Annotated in this window: 15 protein-coding genes; 6 read left to right on the top strand and 9 right to left on the bottom strand. The window is 63.0% G+C overall.

Features of this window, described 5'->3' with window-relative positions:
* Positions 1 to 126: 126 nt before the first annotated feature.
* The 5 genes from KO539_RS28060 (at position 127) to KO539_RS28040 (ending at position 6,283) form a co-directional block, all read left to right on the top strand.
* Entirely contained in the window at positions 127 to 942 is an 816-nt protein-coding gene (locus KO539_RS28060) for an NF038120 family PEP-CTERM protein (protein ID WP_219313452.1), read from the top strand.
* Position 943: 1 nt separating this feature from the next.
* Entirely contained in the window at positions 944 to 4,108 is a 3,165-nt protein-coding gene (locus KO539_RS28055) for a S8 family serine peptidase (RefSeq protein WP_219313450.1), read from the top strand.
* A gap of 157 nt (positions 4,109 to 4,265) precedes the next feature.
* Positions 4,266 to 4,883 (top strand): AIM24 family protein, encoded by a 618-nt coding sequence (locus tag KO539_RS28050; RefSeq protein WP_035828590.1) that lies wholly within the window; start codon positions 4,266 to 4,268, stop codon positions 4,881 to 4,883.
* A 17-nt stretch (positions 4,884 to 4,900) separates the two neighbouring features.
* Positions 4,901 to 5,542: an AIM24 family protein gene (locus KO539_RS28045; protein ID WP_034753503.1), complete on the top strand. Its 642-nt coding sequence runs from the start codon at positions 4,901 to 4,903 to the stop codon at positions 5,540 to 5,542.
* A 3-nt stretch (positions 5,543 to 5,545) separates the two neighbouring features.
* Positions 5,546 to 6,283: an AIM24 family protein gene (locus tag KO539_RS28040; RefSeq protein WP_099378587.1), complete on the top strand. Its 738-nt coding sequence runs from the start codon at positions 5,546 to 5,548 to the stop codon at positions 6,281 to 6,283.
* A gap of 1 nt (position 6,284) precedes the next feature.
* On the opposite strand, the gene KO539_RS28035 is transcribed toward KO539_RS28040, so the two are convergent.
* Positions 6,285 to 7,085, bottom strand: coding sequence for an enoyl-CoA hydratase (locus KO539_RS28035; protein ID WP_219313448.1), 801 nt, complete (start codon positions 7,083 to 7,085; stop codon positions 6,285 to 6,287).
* A 42-nt stretch (positions 7,086 to 7,127) separates the two neighbouring features.
* Positions 7,128 to 7,757, bottom strand: coding sequence for a head GIN domain-containing protein (locus tag KO539_RS28030; RefSeq protein ID WP_035824377.1), 630 nt, complete (start codon positions 7,755 to 7,757; stop codon positions 7,128 to 7,130).
* A 175-nt stretch (positions 7,758 to 7,932) separates the two neighbouring features.
* Here KO539_RS28030 and KO539_RS28025 point away from each other — a divergent pair, with 175 nt between their 5' ends.
* Positions 7,933 to 8,490, top strand: coding sequence for a flavin reductase family protein (locus tag KO539_RS28025; RefSeq protein ID WP_219313446.1), 558 nt, complete (start codon positions 7,933 to 7,935; stop codon positions 8,488 to 8,490).
* 112 nt (positions 8,491 to 8,602) lie between these two features.
* Here the strand turns inward: KO539_RS28025 and gdhA are convergent, their stop codons facing one another.
* The 7 genes from gdhA to yegQ form a co-directional block, all read right to left on the bottom strand.
* Positions 8,603 to 9,946 (bottom strand): NADP-specific glutamate dehydrogenase, encoded by a 1,344-nt coding sequence (gene gdhA, locus KO539_RS28020; protein WP_219313444.1) that lies wholly within the window; start codon positions 9,944 to 9,946, stop codon positions 8,603 to 8,605.
* A gap of 208 nt (positions 9,947 to 10,154) precedes the next feature.
* The gene (locus tag KO539_RS28015; RefSeq protein ID WP_219313442.1) at positions 10,155 to 11,144 is read right to left on the bottom strand and encodes a glycosyltransferase family 2 protein; all 990 of its coding nucleotides are present in this window, start codon (positions 11,142 to 11,144) and stop codon (positions 10,155 to 10,157) included.
* Positions 11,141 to 12,442 carry a Rieske 2Fe-2S domain-containing protein gene (locus tag KO539_RS28010; RefSeq protein WP_219313440.1) on the bottom strand — a complete coding sequence of 434 codons (1,302 nt, stop codon included), beginning with the start codon at positions 12,440 to 12,442 and terminating at the stop codon, positions 11,141 to 11,143. Before KO539_RS28010 ends, KO539_RS28015 begins: the two co-directional genes overlap by 4 nt.
* A 1-nt stretch (position 12,443) precedes the next feature.
* Positions 12,444 to 13,484, bottom strand: a complete 1,041-nt coding sequence (locus KO539_RS28005) for a polysaccharide pyruvyl transferase family protein (protein ID WP_219313438.1) — start codon at positions 13,482 to 13,484, stop codon at positions 12,444 to 12,446.
* Between the two features lie 51 nt (positions 13,485 to 13,535).
* Entirely contained in the window at positions 13,536 to 14,258 is a 723-nt protein-coding gene (locus KO539_RS28000; RefSeq protein WP_219313436.1) for a Stf0 family sulfotransferase, read from the bottom strand.
* A gap of 328 nt (positions 14,259 to 14,586) precedes the next feature.
* Positions 14,587 to 15,834, bottom strand: a complete 1,248-nt coding sequence (locus KO539_RS27995) for a DUF819 domain-containing protein (RefSeq protein WP_219313434.1) — start codon at positions 15,832 to 15,834, stop codon at positions 14,587 to 14,589.
* A gap of 183 nt (positions 15,835 to 16,017) precedes the next feature.
* A complete protein-coding gene (gene yegQ, locus KO539_RS27990) occupies positions 16,018 to 17,379 on the bottom strand; it encodes a tRNA 5-hydroxyuridine modification protein YegQ (RefSeq protein WP_219313432.1) in 1,362 nt (453 codons plus the stop codon).
* Between the last annotated feature and the right edge of the window lie 81 nt (positions 17,380 to 17,460).

Here is a 17,460-nt window from a genome sequence, read left to right as displayed (position 1 = left end):
AAATGATATTAAAAATATGATATTTGTTTTATGCGATTTGCTATATTTGTTGACACTTTTGTGAAAAAGCTGAAAGCGGGCGCCAGACCTGCCGACCTATCTATCCACAACAATCAAGGGAATAGAATGCATCGTTCATCACATGCGCGGGTATCGCCCGCCACCGCCAATACATCCGCTACCCGCGGTCGCGCCACCATCCTTGCCGCGCTGGCCACCTTGTCCGTGCTGGCCTCGGCACCGGCCATGGCCGGTGTCCTGACCTTCGACAACTTGCGCCCCGACGTGTATGAAAGCGGCCAGACGCTCAATACGTCGAGCTACAACCTGCTGTTCCTGGCCGATCCGACCACGGCGGCCGGCGGCGGCGTCAGCGGCGTGGGCGCCATTCTCGATGGCCGCGCGGGTTCGTCGTGCGATATCGCCGCCTGCCCGCAGGGCGCCAGCGGCAACTACCTGGCTATCCTCAACGATGGCGGCGTGAACTTCGCGCGTGCCGACCACCAGGCATTCACCCTAGCCGGTTTCGATTATTCCTTCATCGCGCCTGTCTCCGGCTTGCCGAACCAGAATTGGGGCCAGCTGCAGCTGAGCGGCACCCTCAGCGACGGCCAGGTGATCAGCACCTCGCTGGCGTTTCCCGGCCAGGGCAGCGATGGCAATTACTTTTTCCAGAGCGCCTCCCTGCTGGGCGGTTTCAGCAACTACGCGTTTACGGGCCTGACCTTCAATGCCTGCATTTTCAATGACACGGGCGCATGCAGCAATTCCATCGATTTCCCCGCCTTTAACCAGGGCCAGTTTGCGCTCGACAATATCAATGTCAGCGCCGTGCCGGAACCGTCGACCTACATGCTGATGCTGGCCGGCCTGGGCGCCATCGGCATGCTGTCGCGCCGCCGCAGCGGCAAGTTCGCCGCAGCCAACGTGCAAGGAGCGTGAGATGAGATTACGTCCCGTTTCACTCGGCATCCTTCTGCTGGCCGCCAGCCTGGCGCAAGCGGCGCAGGCGCAGGAACGCCGCTCCTACATCGTGCAGCTGGTCGACAAGCCGGCCGCCACCTACACGGGCCAGGTCGACGGCCTGGCCGCCACCAGACCGGCGCCGGGCGCGCGCATCAACGTGGGCGCCGCCGATGTGCAGGCCTATTTGAGCTACCTCGACACCAAGCAGGCCGCCGTGGCCGGCACCGTCAGCGCGGCGCAAATCACGCACCAGTACAGTGTCGTCTTCAACGGCTTTTCCGCCTTGCTGACGGACGATGAAGTGCGGGCCCTGAAGAAAAACAGCGGCGTGGCCAGCATCAGCGCCGATTCCATCCTGCAGCTCGACACCAGCTACACGCCCAGCTTCCTGGGCCTGGACAAGCCGGGCGGCATCTGGGAGCAGCTGGGCGGCAAGGCGCACGCCGGTGAAGACATCATCATCGGCATCGTCGATAGCGGCATCTGGCCCGAGAACACGGCCTTTGCCGACCGCCTCGACGAAAATGGCGTGCCCAGCCACAGCGGCGGCAATGTCGTGTACGGCGCGCCGCCGGCCAGCTGGCAGGGCACTTGCCAGACGGGTGAAGGTTTTAGCGCCGAAAATTGCAACAACAAGCTGATCGGCGCGCGCTACTACCGCGCCGCCACGTCGGCGCTGCACTGGACGGAATTTTTGTCGCCGCGCGATTCCGTCGCCGGCCTGACGGGGCACGGCGGCCATGGCACGCATACGGCGTCCACGGCCGGCGGCAACAACGGCGCCCTGGCCACCTCGAACGGCGTGTCGCTGGGCAAGGCGTCCGGCATGGCGCCGCGCGCCCGCATCGCCGCCTATAAAGTCTGCTGGACGGCAGCATCGACGGGCCGCAACGGTTGCGCCACGGCCGACAGCGTGGCCGCCATCGACCAGGCGGTCAAGGATGGCGTCAACGTCATCAACTTCTCCATCGGCCCGAACGCGGGCGGCGGCGCCTTCGACGAACCGACGGAAGTCGCCTTCCTGGGCGCGGCGGCAGCTGGCGTGTTTGTCGCCACGTCGGGCGGCAATTCCGGCCCGGCCACGCCCGCACCCGACGTGCCGGCGCCCGTGTCGCACATCAGCCCGTGGCTGGCAACGGTCGCCAATTCCACCCACAACCGCCTGTACGCTGCCAACGTCATTCTCAGCAATGGCAGCAAGCTGGAAGGCGCATCGAGCAATGCGAATACGCCGGCGCTGCCGCTGATCCAGTCGCGCGACGCGGGCCTGGCCGGCGTGCTGCCGACGGACCTCAATCTGCTGCGCTGCTTTGGCGTGGCCGATGCCACCTCGGCGTATCTGGATCCGGCGAAAGTGGCGGGCAAGATACTCGTGTGCGACCGTGGCGGCAACGTGCTGGTCAACAAGAGCGCGAATGCCAGGACGGCCGGCGCGGCGGGCGTGATCATCGCCAACGTGGCCGGCGGCGCCAACACCATCATCAACCAGGCGCACGCGCTGTCGACCGTGCACCTGGCGCAGGCCCAGGGCGACGCGCTGAAGGCTTTCATGGCTGCAAACCCCGATGGCACGGCGGCGCTGGGTGAAATCCATACGATTCCCGACACGACGGTGCAGGCGCCGATCGTCAGCGATCGTTCCTCGCGCGGGCCGAACGTGGCCAACGCGAACATCCTGAAACCCGACCTGTCGGCGCCCGGCACCAACGTGCTGGCCGGCGTGACGGCCGACCTGACCCCGGCGCAGCGCGATGCCGTGGCGGCAGGCGGCGTGGCGCCGGCGGCCGAGTGGGATTTCTATTCCGGCACCTCGATGGCCAGCCCGCACGTGGCCGGCGTGGCGGCATTGCTCAAGCAGCAGCATCCCGACTGGTCGCCCGCGGCCATCAAGTCGGCGCTGATGACGACGGCCTTCAGCACCTATTCGGACGGCTTGAACGGTTCCGTGTCGTGGGATGCCACGGCGAAGAACTCGGGCCAGCTGCCGTGGGGCCAGGGCGCCGGCCACATCGCGCCGAACAGCGCGGCCGATCCGGGCCTCGTGTACGACATGTCGGAAATCGACTATGCGCGCTTCCTGTGCGGCCTGAACCTGAAGGTCTACAGCGCCGCCACCTGCCAGGCCATCGGCGGTATCGCTGCCTACAACCTGAACCTGGCATCGCTGACGGCAGCCAACGTGCTGGGCACGCAAACCCTGACGCGCACGGTGACCAACGTGGGCGCCAGCAGCGCCGTCTACAACGTCTCGGCCAGCCTGCCAGGCTATACGGTGGCGGTGACGCCAACCAGCTTGAGCCTGGCGCCAGGCGCCAAGGGCCAGTACCAGGTCAAGCTGACGCGCACCACGGCGCCGGCCAATACCTGGACCTACGGCGCCCTGAGCTGGACGGATGGCACGCACACGGTGCGCAGCCCGCTGACGGCGCGCGGCACCGCGCTGGCCGCCATTCCACTGGTCAGCAGCGAAGCGGCCACGGGGAGCAAGGTGCTGACCCTGGGCACGGGCTTCTCGGGCGCGCTGGTCGGCGTCAAGTCGGGAATGGTCGAAGCCGTGCGCCAGGCGCGCACGATCGGCCAGGCGGCGACGGGCGCTGCCGCATCGGCTGCCTGCAAGGCGGGCGGCGCCACGGGTGTGAACGTGCACAACGTGGTGATCCCGGCCGGTACCCTGGCGGCGCGCTTTGCCACCTACGATGCGGAAACGACGGGCGGCGCGAATACCGACATGGACATGGAGGTCTACAACGCCGCCAATGTGCTGGTCGGCAGCAGCGGTAACGAAAGTTCCAATGAGCAGGTGGAACTGCGTCTGCCGGCCGCTGGCACTTACAAGGTGTGCGTGATCGGTTTTGCGCCGCAAAACGGCCAGGCCGACTACACCTTGTCGTCGTGGGTGCTGGCGCCGGGCTTGTCGAATGGCGGCTTCAAGGCGCTGATGCCGGGCACGGCCTACACGGGCGGCACCGCAACTGTCTCGCTGAGCTGGTCCAACCTGGCCGAAGGCACGCGCCACCTGGGCGCCGTCGGCTACCAGGTAGCTGGCGTGGTGCAGGGCGTGACGGTGGTCGAGGTCAATACCAATGATCCCGTGCCGCTGTTCCAGAACGCGCGCGGCGCCAGGCCGGTGCTGGCGGAATAAACCGTTATTTGCGTGAACGCAAGGCGTGCCTCCGGGCACGCCTTTTTTTTATGGGAACCCCCCGTTCGCCAGGAATAGCGCTTGCGTGCCGGCAGAGCCAACGGTATCTTGTCGGATAGCCATGGCTTTGTGCCCTGGCATTCTTGGGGAGTCGCGCGTGACCAGTTTCCGCACCAATACCGACCGCCTGCTGGAAGTGCGCCTGCAGGATGAAAAAGTGCTGGCGATTGCCGGCGCGATGGTCGCCTATACGGGCGCCATCAAATTTGAAAAGTCCCTGCTTGGTGGCGAGGGCCTCTTCGGCGCGCTCAAGCGCAAGGTGACGAACGAAGGCATGCAGGTGATGCAGGCCGCCGGCACGGGCACGGTGTTTTTCGCGCAGAATGCGGCCGAGATCACCGTCATGGCGCTGGCCGGCGAAAAGCTGACCATCGAAAGCAGCAGCCTGCTGGCCTACGACACGAGCCTGAAGACGGGCACCAGCTTTGCCGGCTTGCGCGGCGCCAGCTCGGGCCAGGGCCTGTTTTCCACCACCGTCGAAGGCCACGGCAACCTGGCCGTCATTTCGCGCGGCAACCTGATCATGCTGGAAGTGACGCCGGCGCACCCGCTGCGCGTGGACCCGGACGCCTTCGTCGGCTTCAAGGGCGATATCCGCCAGGAATTCGTTTTTGATGTCAACTGGCGCACGATGATCGGCCAGAGCTCGGGCGAATCGTACCAGCACAAATTCACAGGCCAGGGCGTGGTGTTCATCCAGCCCGCCGAACGTTAAGTTAGCGAGGACCCGCGATGCCTGTCTATCAGCAGATCAATGAAAAGATGCTTGAGGTCAAACTCGGCAATGAAGAAGTGTTCGCGCGCAAGGGCGCCATGGTGTCCTACCAGGGCGACGTGGCGTTCAGCCGCTCCTTCCTGGCCGGCCAGGGCGTGCAAAGCCTGGCCATGCGCGCCGTCACGAATGAAGGCTACGCCATGATGTCGGCGCGTGGCACGGGCAGCGTGTTTTACGCGCAGGGCGGCCTGTTCGTCACCATCGTCCCCGTGCGCGGCGAAACTTTCTATGTGGAAAGCGACTCCCTGCTGGCCTTCGATGCGCGCCTGACGGCCGGCACCATGTTCCTTGGCAACCAGGGCGGCGTGCAGGGCGTGGTGCGCGGCATGGCTTCCGGCCAAGGGCTGTTTACCACCACCTTGCAGGGCACGGGCGACGTGGCGATTTTGTCCGATGGTAACGCCATCGGCTTGCCCGTCACGCCGGACGTGCCCGTGTTTGTCGACCCGCAAGCGTATATCGGCCACACGGGGCAGCTGAGCTCGACCATCGTCACGGACTTGAACTGGAAAACCTTCGTTGGCCAGGCGTCCGGCGAATCGTACCAGGTGAAATTTACGGGCCAGGGCACGGTCTACATCCAAGCGAGCGAAAGGTAAGCCATGACGATTTACAATCCCGATACCTTGCCGAAGAACGATAACCTGAACCGTTTTTCGTATGTCATCGACGTCAAGGAGCAGATCTTCATTCGCAAGGGCAAGATGATCGCCTTCTATGGCGAGCTGCGCTTCGAAGCCATGGGCAGCAGCGTGCTCGACCTGATCGTGCGCAACGCCTTCAACGCGCCGAAATACATCCACCACTTTGTCGTGGCGCAAGGCCAGGGGCAATTGATTTTGGGCGACAACGGCAACGACCTGGCGTGCTACGACCTGGACAACGCCAACATGACCATCCGCGCGAAAAACCTGCTGGGTTTTACCAAGGATGTGATTTGCCAGGAATCGACCTTGCCCGGCTATCTGACCATGATCGGCACGGGTAAAGTGATCGCCTCGTCGAACGGCCCCGTGCATTTCCTGGAGTTGCCGTGCCGCGTGGACGAGCAGGCCGTGCTGGGCTGGGCTGATTGCCCCAGCCCCTCGTATCACTACGATTACGCCCACGTGCAGGGCTGGGCTTCGGCCGCCGGCGCGCTCACGGGTTTTACCCTGTCGGGCGAGGAAAAGCAGATCGACTTCACGGGCGCCGGCACGGTGCTGGTGCAGTCATCCGAGCTGGACGTGACGGGCAGTTCCGCCCTGATGCAGCTGCTGGCGCAATTGCCGCTGCTGGGCAAGGAAGACCTGGGTACCTTGAGTCTTTCTGTGCAGCAGCAGATGAAGCAGGAACGTTAAGCTACTTGACGGCCGCCCAGCTGGGCGGCCGTTTTTCCAGGAAGGCGCTCACGCCTTCGTTTGCATCCTCTTCCATCATATTGCGCGCCATCACGTCGCCCGCATACGCATATGCCTCGTCCAGCGGCAGCTGGCGCTGCCGGTAGAACATCTGCTTGCCGTAGCGGATGGCCGTCGGGCTTTTCGCCATGATCTGCTGCGCCAGGCGCGCCACGGCCTCGTCGAGCGCCGCGTCGGCCACCGTTTCGTTGATCAGACCCCAGTCGGCGGCCGTGTCGGCGTCGATGAAGCGGCCCGTCACCAGCATGTCGAAGGCCCGCTTGGGCGACACATTGCGCGACAGGGCCACCGATGGCGTGGCGCAGAACAGGCCCACGTTGATGCCGGAGACGGCAAAGCGCGCGGACGCGCCCGCCACAGCCAAGTCGCAGCTGGCGACCAGCTGGCAGCCGGCCGCCGTGGCGATGCCATGCACGCGGGCAATCACGGGCACGGGCAAGGTTTGAATGGCTTGCATCACGCGCGAACATTGCGCGAACAGGGTTTGATAATACGCAAGCTGGCGCGTGGCCTGCATCTGGCGTAAATCGTGGCCTGCGCAAAAGGCCTTGCCTTCGGCGGCCAGCACCACGCAGCGCACGTGCGGCTGCTGCCCGATGGCATCGAAGGCCTCTTGCAGCGCGGTCAGCATGGCTTCCGACAGCGCATTGAATTGCAGCGGACGGTTCAGGCGCAGGGTGACCAGGCCACCCTCGTCTTCGCGCAGTACCAGCGGTGCTTGCGTGTCATGTGTTGCGGTCATGCGGTCTCCAGTGGCCTGATGGCCTTGTTGTTCTAGGAAATCTTATTTGGCGGCATTCACGCTGCCGATGCCGGCGATCGACTTGTGCACGATCTTCGGCTTGCCGTAATAGGTCAGTTCGCCCATGCCGCGCACCACGGCGTTCAGTTCGCCCGAGGAATACACCTTGACGGAGCCGATGCCTTCGAAATTGACGTCGACGTTTTTCGCCAGCAAGGCTTTCGTATCGACTTCGCCCACGCCTTGCGCCTTCAGGCGCAGCCAGTCGACCTGGCCATCGGCGGCCAGGCGGCCCGCGCCCTTGTAGCTGATGTCGACTCTTGGGCCATTGAGCTTGGTCAATATCTTTTCGCCAGCGCCTTCCGCGATCAGCTTGCGCAAGGTGGGCATGGTGATGATGATGCGCGGGTCGCCATCCGTTTTCTTGATGTCCTTGTCCTTCATGGAAATTTTCAGCTCGCCATCGACTACTTCCGTGATCACGCCGCTGAGGAATTTCTGGTCGCCGCGCAGCAGCAGGCTTTGCTCCTTGCCCGATTCGACTTCGATGCTGATGGGGCCGCGGATGTCGATGGCGTTGAAGGCGGCTACCGTGCGGGTTTGCTCGTCGGCATGCGCGAGAGTGGACAGGCAGGCGAGGGACAGGACTGACAACAGGAACAGAGGGCGCATGGCGGTTTCCTTGAGTAGTTGATCAGTGTATTCTATTGTGCAACATCTCCATTGGGGAGAAATTTGCGATGAACTGCACAAATCGCGGCGCGGATGACACGGCGCCGCCAGCCAGCCGCGCGCCCGGCAAGGCGCCGTTGGGCTATGCTGTGGCGTACCGCGTCCTGGAGACCAGATGAAAAATTACCACAAAGAAGATTATCCCGTCGCCGATATCCGGCGCTTCCTCGAACCGGGGCCGGTGGTGCTTGTCAGTTCAACGTGGCAGGGCGAAAGCGACGTCATGACCATGGCCTGGCACATGCTGATGGAATTCACGCCATCCTTGCTGGGCTGCTTCATTTCCGACGCGAACCACAGCTATGAAATGATCAAGCGCAGCATGGAGTGCGTGATCAACCTGCCCACGGCCGACATGGTCGACCAGGTGGTCGCCATCGGCAACTGCAGCGGCGAAGACACGGATAAATTCACGGCCTTCGGCTTGACGGCCCAGCCGGCCGAGCAGGTGGGCGCGCCCCTGATCGCCGAGTGCTACGCCAACTTCGAATGCAAGCTGGCGCAGGTGTCGGGCAATCCGAAAGGCGGCTTCTTCATCTTCGAGTGCGTGAAAGCCCACGTGGCTACGTCGCCCAAGCTGCCGGAAACCCTGCATTACCGCGGCAACGGCGAGTTCATGGTGTCGGGCAGGACCATCAGCCGCAAGAGTTTGATGAAGCCGGAGATGTCGTAGGTCGGATTAGGCGCAAGGCGCCGTAATCCGACACCACCACCAGCCGTGCCAACGATGGCGTCGGATTACGCGCTTGTGCGCTAATCCGACCTACGCCTCATCCAAGCTGCGGTCAGATCACCCCCTGCGCCAGCATGGCATCGGCCACTTTCACGAAACCGGCGATATTGGCGCCATCCACATAGCTGACCGTGCCATCGGCGCGCGTGCCGTATTGCTTGCACGCGGCGTGGATGCCTTGCATGATCTGCAGCAAACGCGCATCGACTTCTTCGCGCGGCCAGGAAATGCGGGCCGCGTTCTGGCTCATTTCCAGGCCGGACGTGGCCACGCCGCCCGCGTTGCTGGCCTTGCCCGGCGCATACAGCACGCCAGCCGCTTCGAAGGCCTTGGCGGCCTCGATGGTGGTGGGCATGTTGGCGCCTTCGGCCACGCATTGCACGCCATTGGCGATCAAGGTGCGCGCATCGTCGATGTTCAGTTCATTTTGCGTGGCGCAGGGCAGGGCGATGTCGACCGGCACATGCCATGGCGACACGCCCGCTTCGAAGCGCACGCCCGTGCGCGCAGCGTAGTCGCTGACCCTGCCATACAAATGGTTCTTGACCTCCATCAGGATGGCCAGCTTTTCCGGCGTAAAGCCGTCTTCGTCGATGACGGTGCCGCTGGAATCGGAGACGGTGATGACTTTCGCCCCCATCGCCATGGCCTTTTCCACTGCATATTGCGCCACGTTGCCCGAGCCGGACACGGACACGCGCATGCCTTCGAACGAGCGGCCCCGCGTTTTCAGCATTTCTTCGGCGAAATACACGGTGCCGTAGCCCGTCGCTTCCGGGCGCATCAGCGAGCCGCCGAAGCTGGCGCCCTTGCCCGTGAACACGCAGTCGGCGCGGTTGCTGAGCTTTTTCATCATGCCGGCCATATAGCCCACTTCGCGCCCGCCCACGCCGATGTCGCCGGCCGGCACGTCCGTGTCCGAACCCACATGGCGGAAGAGTTCACTGACGAAGGCCTGGCAGAAGCGCATCACTTCGCCCGGGCTCTTGCCCTTCGGATCGAAATCGGCGCCGCCCTTGCCGCCGCCCATCGGCAAGGTCGTCAGGGCATTCTTGAATGTTTGCTCAAAGGCGAGGAATTTCAGCACGGACAGGGTCACGGAAGGGTGGAAGCGGATGCCGCCCTTGTACGGTCCGATGGCCATGCTGTGCTGGATGCGGTAGCCGCGATTGACTTGCACTTGTCCATGGTCATCGACCCACGACACGCGGAACATCACCACGCGCTCCGGCTCGATCAAGCGTTCCAGCAAGCCTTGTTCCGCGTATTTCGGGTGCTGTTCCAGGAACGGCCACAAGCTCTCCATGACTTCGGTGACGGCTTGCAGAAACTCGGGTTGACCTGGATTGCGTGCGGCGACATGCTGGACATACTCGTGAGCAGATGCGTATTTCATCAGAATTCCATGGAGGTAATCGGTTATTTGGGCAACTATCATCGCAGATTTCGCACGAAAATGGTGCGGAAATTTGGTTCTGAGGGGTTTCTGCTACATTGCGGGGCGCATTTTCCAGCTGGCCGGCATGTCAAAACAGGCAGTGGTCTGGTAGGGAAGTTGACCGAAAAAACAAAAACGCCAGCGGAAGCGCTGGCGTTTTTGCCCTTTACATCGGATGCCCGGAGCGTTCCGGGCGCAGTTCGGGCAAGGACGTTTTCTTGCCGATCAGTAGCTGCATGGCGCGCTGCCGCAGTGTGTGGCGGATCCGGTGCGGCGCCCGGCATGCGACGGTATCGAGCAGGAAATAGCAAACGGAGCGCACGCCGGGTGCCGGGCGCGGCACGCTGGCGCGCCAGTAGCGCACGGCCGCCGAGATGCCGGTATGGCCCAGCAGGGAACGCAAATTGTTCAGCAGGCGCGCGCAGCGGACCCGCTTTGCCAGCGCCGGCGCCAGCCGCTCGAGATAGGGCGCGACAATGGCGTCGATATTCAGGAAATGCTCGAGCCTGCGCGCCGGCGCCGTCATCTGCGGATGATGCTGCCGATAATGCAGCAGGATATTGGTGCTGTAGCGGATGGACATCCCGGCGCTCAGGCAGCGTATCCAGTAATCGTAGGCGGCACCTTCCTGTATCTGTTCGTTGAAGGGCCCCATGCGGGAAAGTAATTTTTTGCTGAGCAGCACGCCGGATGGCTGAATAGGCGAGCCCAGCAGACAGGCCGGCCAGGAGGCAAACTGGCGTGGCGTTGCCCAAGCCACGGGATTGCCGCCATGGCTGTTAAGCGTGGCAATTTGTGAGGCATACACAATCGCATCCGGCGTTTCAGATGCTTGTACCTGTGCAAGTTGTTCGGCCAGTTTTTCAGGGCGCCAGATGTCGTCATCGTCAATGAATGCCACCCATGCAGAGCGCACCGCGGCCACGCCCGTATTCCGGGCCGCCGCCAGTCCCTTGCCGGCATTCGGCAGGACGGTCACTTGCGGGTAGGCTTGCCGGACGTAGGCGGCCGTGCCATCGCTGCTGGCGTCATCGATCAGCAGGATTTCTTGCGCGGGCCGGGACTGGGCCAGCAAGGACTGCAAGGTGTCGTCGAGAAATCCCCGCGACCAGCCGTTCCTGGTGCAAATGATGACGCTGACTGCCGCTGCGCTCATGTCGCCACGGCCGCAGGCGGCGCAACACGGATGCGTACGGTTGCGCCGTCTTGCCGGACTTCATACGGTTGCAGTGTCAATGACGGGCACGATGATTTTCCTGTTTGCAAGTCGAACGAGATGGCACAGGCCGGGCAATACACTTTATCGCTGTCACATCCGCCGTCGGCCAGGTCTACACCGTAATGCGGGCAGGCCGCGTCGTAGGCACGGGTGCCGTCGCGGGTGTGTACCAGCATGATGCGATATGGCGCGGCATCGACGATGATGCGCTGCGTATCCGGCCCGGCGGCAGGCAGTTGGCCATGTATGAGGCCGCTTGTCTGGTCGAGCTGGCCAGCGATGACGGGAACGGCAGGCGGCGTCTGCACGGGGATGCTGGCAACGGGCGCACCGAAGTTGTCTTCGCGTTGCAGATGCAGGACTTCATCATGGCCCTGCTCGATATCGGTGGCCCGGCGCCAGAATTCACGCGAATAAAAGCAGGCGGGATCGAACGTTGGCCTGGAAGCGTTCAGGCGCATGGAAATGGCCACGCGCGTGGCATCGGTCGTGTTCAGATGCGTGCCGTGCAGCACTTCGGGATCGAAGACCAGCATCTCGCCTGCTGCCAGGGGCAGGTAGGTGGGCACGGGCAGGCGGTAGCCCGCTTGCAGATAGAGCGTGCGCCGCTCGCAGGGCAGCGGGACGTTGGCCAATTCCGGATACAGCACCATGCCCGCTTGCGCCGGCACTTCGCCGATGGCCCACCAGATATTGCGCCCGTCGCGGGAGTGGCCGGCCCAGCTATCGATGTGCGGACCATGCGCCCAGGCGGCGGGCGGGTGGCCGCGGTGATACGCTTTCGGCGCATACACGGGGTCGATGACCTTGCGCGTCTGGAATTTGTCGCGCACGCTAGCGCTGAGCCTGCCAATGCCGGGATTTTCGCTCGATGGATTGGTCTTGCGGGCCACTTCATAAGGGAAGTTGATGCGCAGGATCAAATAGTCGTCCACATAGAAGTCGCCATCCCAGCCCAGGACCTGGCGTCCGACGGCCGTTGCCATGGCCAGCAAGGGCTGGCGCAGGCGCTCCAGTACCTGGTTGCGCAAGGACGCCACATCGTCGGTGTCGATGACTTCGTGCAGGCGCTCGATGCCATGCTGGCGCAGCAGCTGGGCCGCAGCGGCGCCTTTCATTTGCCCGACCGTGGAAATGAGCTCGCTGAGCACGCGCTCGGTCATCGACTCCCAGGATGAGAGGTCGCGGACGTGGCATTTCAGCCACACGCCCTGGGACGAGGATGGCAAGCTCATCTCATTGCTCCGTTGCCAGGGTGCGCAAGGTCTGCAAGCCGCGCAGCGTGATCTGACGCAACTCCTGTATCAGCGGCAGAGCGTCCTGGCGGGCGCGGTGATATTGCGCGGCCGAGCGTGCGCGGTCCATGATGGCGCTCACGCAGTCGCCACTTTGCATCAGATCGACATCCCACGACGCCATGCCGATGGTCGACAGCATCGAGCGGCCCCGTTCGTCATACGACAGATTGATGCTGTGCGAACCCATGGCCAGGCACGGCAGGAAGCCATGCAGGCGGTAGCTGACGTGCAGCTTGCAGGTGCGCAGCGCCTCGATGTACCGGCCGACCTCGTCAAAGTACATGGGCGATGCTTCCGGGAAACCGGCAGCGAATTCGAGATCGATGTAGTCGTGGCAGGCCAGATAAACCGGTTGCGCATATTCGGCACGCAGGGCGGCAATCAGGCGGCGCAGGTCTTCTGCGATGCGCCACTGCAAGGTGGCAGGAACGCTCATGCGCATGGGGTGACGGACTGAAATGATCACGCCGCCCGTGGCCGCTTCGCCTTCGGCATTCGGCGGCAAGTACAGCGTGGGGCAGCCTCCGACCGTCACCTTGGCGCCAAGGTCGGCGAGGATTTCTTGCGAGCCCGTGTCGCGCACCATGGCCACCTTGGCGTGCTCGACCAAGTGCCGTATCGCAGTCGGGCTGAGCGCATCGGTGCGGTCTTCCATTTGCCCGTCGCGCCCCGTGATGCGGCCGTGGGACAGGCCCATCAGCATCATCGGCCGGCGCAAGGCATTGACGGCCTGGGCATCATAGGACAGCTGGCCGTTTTCAAACAGATTCCCGCCGCCCACGATGACGGCGTCGGCGAGACGGTTCATGTCATAGATCTGGCGCGCTACCAGGCCGCCAAACTGCGGTCCCTTCAAGGCGGGAATGCTGACGACATTGGTGGCTTCTCCGAACACTTCGTAGAGGAGCTCGGCGGTAGCATAGCCGATGAGATCGTTTCCGATGTTGCGCGTGGTGGGCCGCACCATAAAGATATTCAATGTTCGTCCTGTTCTATGTGTTTAACGAGGTGGCGAAGCCGGGGGCGCGGATTAGCTGCGTGCCGCGAGTTCTTCGATGAGGGCGCGAAAGCGCGATTTCAGTTCCGGATCGCCCGGGTAGGCGCCCTGATCCACGTCCAGCATGCGCTGGGCACTTGCCACATCGGCGCTGACGCCGAGCAAACCGGCAATCTCATTGATCAGCGTCAGATCGTGCCGGTTGACACGTTCGGTACTGATGACGAGCGGTTCGATACCCCGTTGCCTGAACCAGTTCTGCCAAAGTTGTTCATCCTCGGCAATGAGCTGCATGGCCTTGCGCGCCGCCAGTTTCAGGCGCCAGGTCGAGTAATTTTTTGTCACCGTGGCGGCTTCGAAACCCCAGCGCCCCGTGACCATGCAGGTCGCCAGGGACGCTGCCTGGGCGAGTTTGTTGTCACGGATCAAATGAATGACCGTTGCGCCTTCGAACAGGGCAGCAAAATCGTGTGCATGGGGCCACTTTTGAATCTGGGGAAACTGGATATTCGACGCGAACACGCCATTTGCGGAACGCCTGGCATACATATGCGCCAGGTAATCCTGTTGCTTGATCTGCCAACGCTCCGTCAGCGCCTGTATGCTGTTGTCATTGAAATATTCCAGCGGCACGCCCATGCCCGCGCCGAGCAACAGGCGGGCCAGTCGCTTGCTCGATGCGCGAGGTGCAGCGCAGACCAGCAGTTTTTTATCGGGCAGCGACGATGACGTTGTATCGTAGGCGAGCTCACGCATTTCAGCGGGCGTTGGGCGCGTGTTGCTGGTCCATACTGACCTGGCATTCGCCAACGGAGTGGGGAGACGTTCATTCATGAGTGGCGGAGAGGCTAACTGAGCCTTGTTGCGTGCGATAGGATGCGTTTAAAGCAAAAATTACTTTCTTGAAATTATGTTGCTTTAAAATACTATCCCACTTCATGCCCTTTCATTCATAAAGTTGTATTTTATTTATGTATTGTGTCTCCCTCCAGCAACTAGTGGTGGCTGGTAGTAAGCTGAGCAGCCCATAAACGACAACGCCAGCCCGCAGGCTGGCGTTGTCGTCATTGTGCTGCCAGGAGCGTCACCCCGCCATGCCGCGCAAGATCAAGCCCGTGATGTAGGCGCCGTAGGTGCCCAGCGCGTAGCCGAGCACGGCCAGCAGCACGCCGACGGGCGCCAGGGCCGGGTGGAAGGCGCTGGCGATGACGGGGGCGGAAGCGGCGCCGCCGATGTTCGCCTGCGAGCCGACGGCCATGAAGAACAGCGGTGCGCGGATCAGCTTGGCGACGAGCAGCATCAGGCCGCCATGCACGGCGATCCAGATCAGGCCCAGCAGGAACAGGAAAGGCTTGTCGAACAGGGCTTTCAGGTCCATGTGCATGCCGATCGTAGCCACCAGCACGTACAGCATGGCCGAGCCGATGGTCGAGGCGCCCGCGCCTTCCAGGCTGCGCGCCCGGGTAAAGCTCAGCAGCAAGCCGAAGGTGGTGGCGAGCACGACGATCCAGAAGAAGTTCGACGTCAGGCTGTAGTCCTGCAAGCGCCAGGCGGCGGGCAGGGTGTTGATCCAGCTGATGATGGGGCCGGCAAGGAAATGCGACAGGCCCGTCACGCCCAGGCCCACGCCGAGGATGATCATGATGTCGGTGAGGGTGGCGATGCGCGCGTGTTGCGTGCGGTAGCTTTCGATGCTGTCCTTGAGTGCATTGATGGCGGATAAGTCCGCGCCGGTCCAGCGGTCGAAGGCGCCCGCGCGGCCGGCCAGGAACAGCAGCACGGCCGTCCAGACGTTGGCCACCAGCACGTCGACGGCGACGAACTGGCCGAACAGGGTGGCATCCACTTCAAACACTTCCTTCATGGCCGCTTGGTTGGCGCCGCCGCCTATCCACGAGCCGGCGACAGTCGTCATGCCGCGCCACGTATCGCCCGCCACTGTTTCCGGGTGGATCAAACGCAGCGCCTCGAACGAGACGAGGGCGCCCAGCATGACGCCCAGCGTGCCCGTCAAAAACATGATGATGGCCTTGGGGCCGAGACGGATGATGCCGCCGAAATCGATGGCCACGCACAGCAGCACCAGCGCGCTGGGCAGCAGGTAATCGCGCGCCACGGCGTACAGGCCGGAAGCGTTGCCATCGATGATGCCGAAGGTGTTGAGCAGTGCCGGGATCAGATAGCACATCAGCAGGGAAGGAATGTACGTGTAGAACTTTTTCCAGAAGCCGTCGGGGCGCGAGGCGCTCCAGAAGACGGCCCCCAGGGTCATGGCGAGCAGGCCGAGGACGACGGCGTCATTGGTGATCAGGGCAGGTGTGGCAGGTGGCATCGGGGATTCCGGTGAACGTGTCAGGGACGCACGGGATGCCGATCAGGCCCCCGGGCGCGGGTGGCCGTATCGTATAGTAATGTTGAAGCCTAAACAAATTGTTTAGGCCATGCCAGCGGAAATTTTTCTTGTCAAATCAAACACTTGCGGACTGGTTTGCCGTTGCCGCCGCCAGACTGGCGGTTACAAATAGCGCGCCAGCAAGGCCTTGTCGAGAGCACCGTCGAGTTCGATGCGCACGAAGTGGCCGCTGCCGGGCGCCACCTGGATCTCGCTGCCGTCGTCGCTGAGCATGCGGGTAATGGTGAAGTCGCGGTTGCCGCCCGGATGCACGGCCTCGATGCGGTCGCCCACGGCGAAGCGGTTTTTCACGTCCACCCGCGCCCAGCCGTCCGTCACGCCCAGCACGTCGCCCACGTACTGGCTGCGGTCCGCCTCGGACGCGCCGCGCATGTAGTTCTGGTGCGCCTGGGTATGATGGCGTTGATAGAAACCATCCGTATAGCCGCGGTTGGCCAGGCCTTGCAGCTGGCCCAAGAGACCAATGTCGAAGGGCTTGCCCGTGACGGCATCATCGATGGCCTGGCGGTAGACTTGCGCTGTCCGTGCCGCGTAGTACAGCGACTTGGTGCGGCCCTCGACTTTCAGCGAATCGACGCCGATTTTCACCAGGCGCTCGATGTGCTCGACGGCGCGCAAGTCCTTCGAATTCATGATGTAGGTGCCGTGCTCGTCTTCGAGGATGGGCATCAGCTGGCCCGGACGCTGGGCTTCTTCGATGAAGTATGGCTGATCGGCCAGCGGGTGGCGCGGCTGCTGATGCAGGGCGGAAAACGCATTGTTGTCGGCCTCGGCCAGCGCCTGGTGAAATTCCAGCGGCACCACCTGCATGCCGCCCAGGTCGCCGCTGGCGTCTTCGGTGGCATTTTTCACCTTGTAATCCCAGCGGCAGGAATTCGTGCACGTGCCCTGATTCGGGTCGCGGTGATTGAAATAGCCGGACAGCAGGCAGCGGCCCGAATAGGCGATGCACAGGGCGCCGTGGACGAATACCTCCAGTTCCATTTCCGGGCAGCGCTGGCGGATTTCCTCGATCTCGTCGAGCGACAGCTCGCGCGACAAAATCACGCGCGTCAGGCCCATGCGGTGCCAGAACTTCACGTCGGCCCAGTTGACGGCGTTCGCCTGGACCGACAGGTGCACGGGAACGTCCGGCCACTTGTCGCGCACCATCATGATCAGGCCGGGGTCGGCCATGATCAGCGCGTCGGGGCGCATGGCGATCACCGGCTCCATGTCGCGCAAATACGTTTTCAGCTTGGCGTTGTGGGCGAAGATATTGCTGGCGACAAAGAATTGCTTGCCGCGCGCATGGGCGCCATCAATGCCCTCCTGCAAGGCTTGCAAAGTCGAAAAGTCGTTATTGCGCACGCGCAAGCTGTAGCGCGGCTGGCCCGCGTAGACGGCGTCGGCACCAAAGTCGAAGGCGGCGTGCATCTTGGCCAGGGAGCCGGCAGGCAGGAGGAGTTCGGGAGCGTGGCGCATGGGGGATGGGCAAAGCCGGCGATCTTATGCTGGCTGGCCCCATATTGCATTGCCTAACGTCAAGAAATTGCACTAATTCGA

Origin of the sequence: Janthinobacterium sp. NKUCC06_STL, assembly GCF_019345455.1 — a bacterium.
Lineage (GTDB): Bacteria > Pseudomonadota > Gammaproteobacteria > Burkholderiales > Burkholderiaceae_D > Janthinobacterium > Janthinobacterium rivuli.
This window is presented reverse-complemented; position numbering and strand designations above follow the sequence as displayed.

Coding starts and splice junctions, on each gene's coding strand:
- KO539_RS28045 (WP_034753503.1), top strand. CDS start 4,901: ATGCCTGTCTATCAGCAGATCAATGAAAAGATGCTTGAGGTCAAACTC.
- gdhA (WP_219313444.1), bottom strand. CDS start 9,946: ATGAAATACGCATCTGCTCACGAGTATGTCCAGCATGTCGCCGCACGC.
- yegQ (WP_219313432.1), bottom strand. CDS start 17,379: ATGCGCCACGCTCCCGAACTCCTCCTGCCTGCCGGCTCCCTGGCCAAG.
- KO539_RS28060 (WP_219313452.1), top strand. CDS start 127: ATGCATCGTTCATCACATGCGCGGGTATCGCCCGCCACCGCCAATACA.
- KO539_RS27995 (WP_219313434.1), bottom strand. CDS start 15,834: ATGCCACCTGCCACACCTGCCCTGATCACCAATGACGCCGTCGTCCTC.
- KO539_RS28015 (WP_219313442.1), bottom strand. CDS start 11,144: ATGAGCGCAGCGGCAGTCAGCGTCATCATTTGCACCAGGAACGGCTGG.
- KO539_RS28030 (WP_035824377.1), bottom strand. CDS start 7,757: ATGCGCCCTCTGTTCCTGTTGTCAGTCCTGTCCCTCGCCTGCCTGTCC.
- KO539_RS28055 (WP_219313450.1), top strand. CDS start 944: ATGAGATTACGTCCCGTTTCACTCGGCATCCTTCTGCTGGCCGCCAGC.
- KO539_RS28025 (WP_219313446.1), top strand. CDS start 7,933: ATGAAAAATTACCACAAAGAAGATTATCCCGTCGCCGATATCCGGCGC.
- KO539_RS28010 (WP_219313440.1), bottom strand. CDS start 12,442: ATGAGCTTGCCATCCTCGTCCCAGGGCGTGTGGCTGAAATGCCACGTC.
- KO539_RS28000 (WP_219313436.1), bottom strand. CDS start 14,258: ATGCGTGAGCTCGCCTACGATACAACGTCATCGTCGCTGCCCGATAAA.
- KO539_RS28035 (WP_219313448.1), bottom strand. CDS start 7,085: ATGACCGCAACACATGACACGCAAGCACCGCTGGTACTGCGCGAAGAC.
- KO539_RS28040 (WP_099378587.1), top strand. CDS start 5,546: ATGACGATTTACAATCCCGATACCTTGCCGAAGAACGATAACCTGAAC.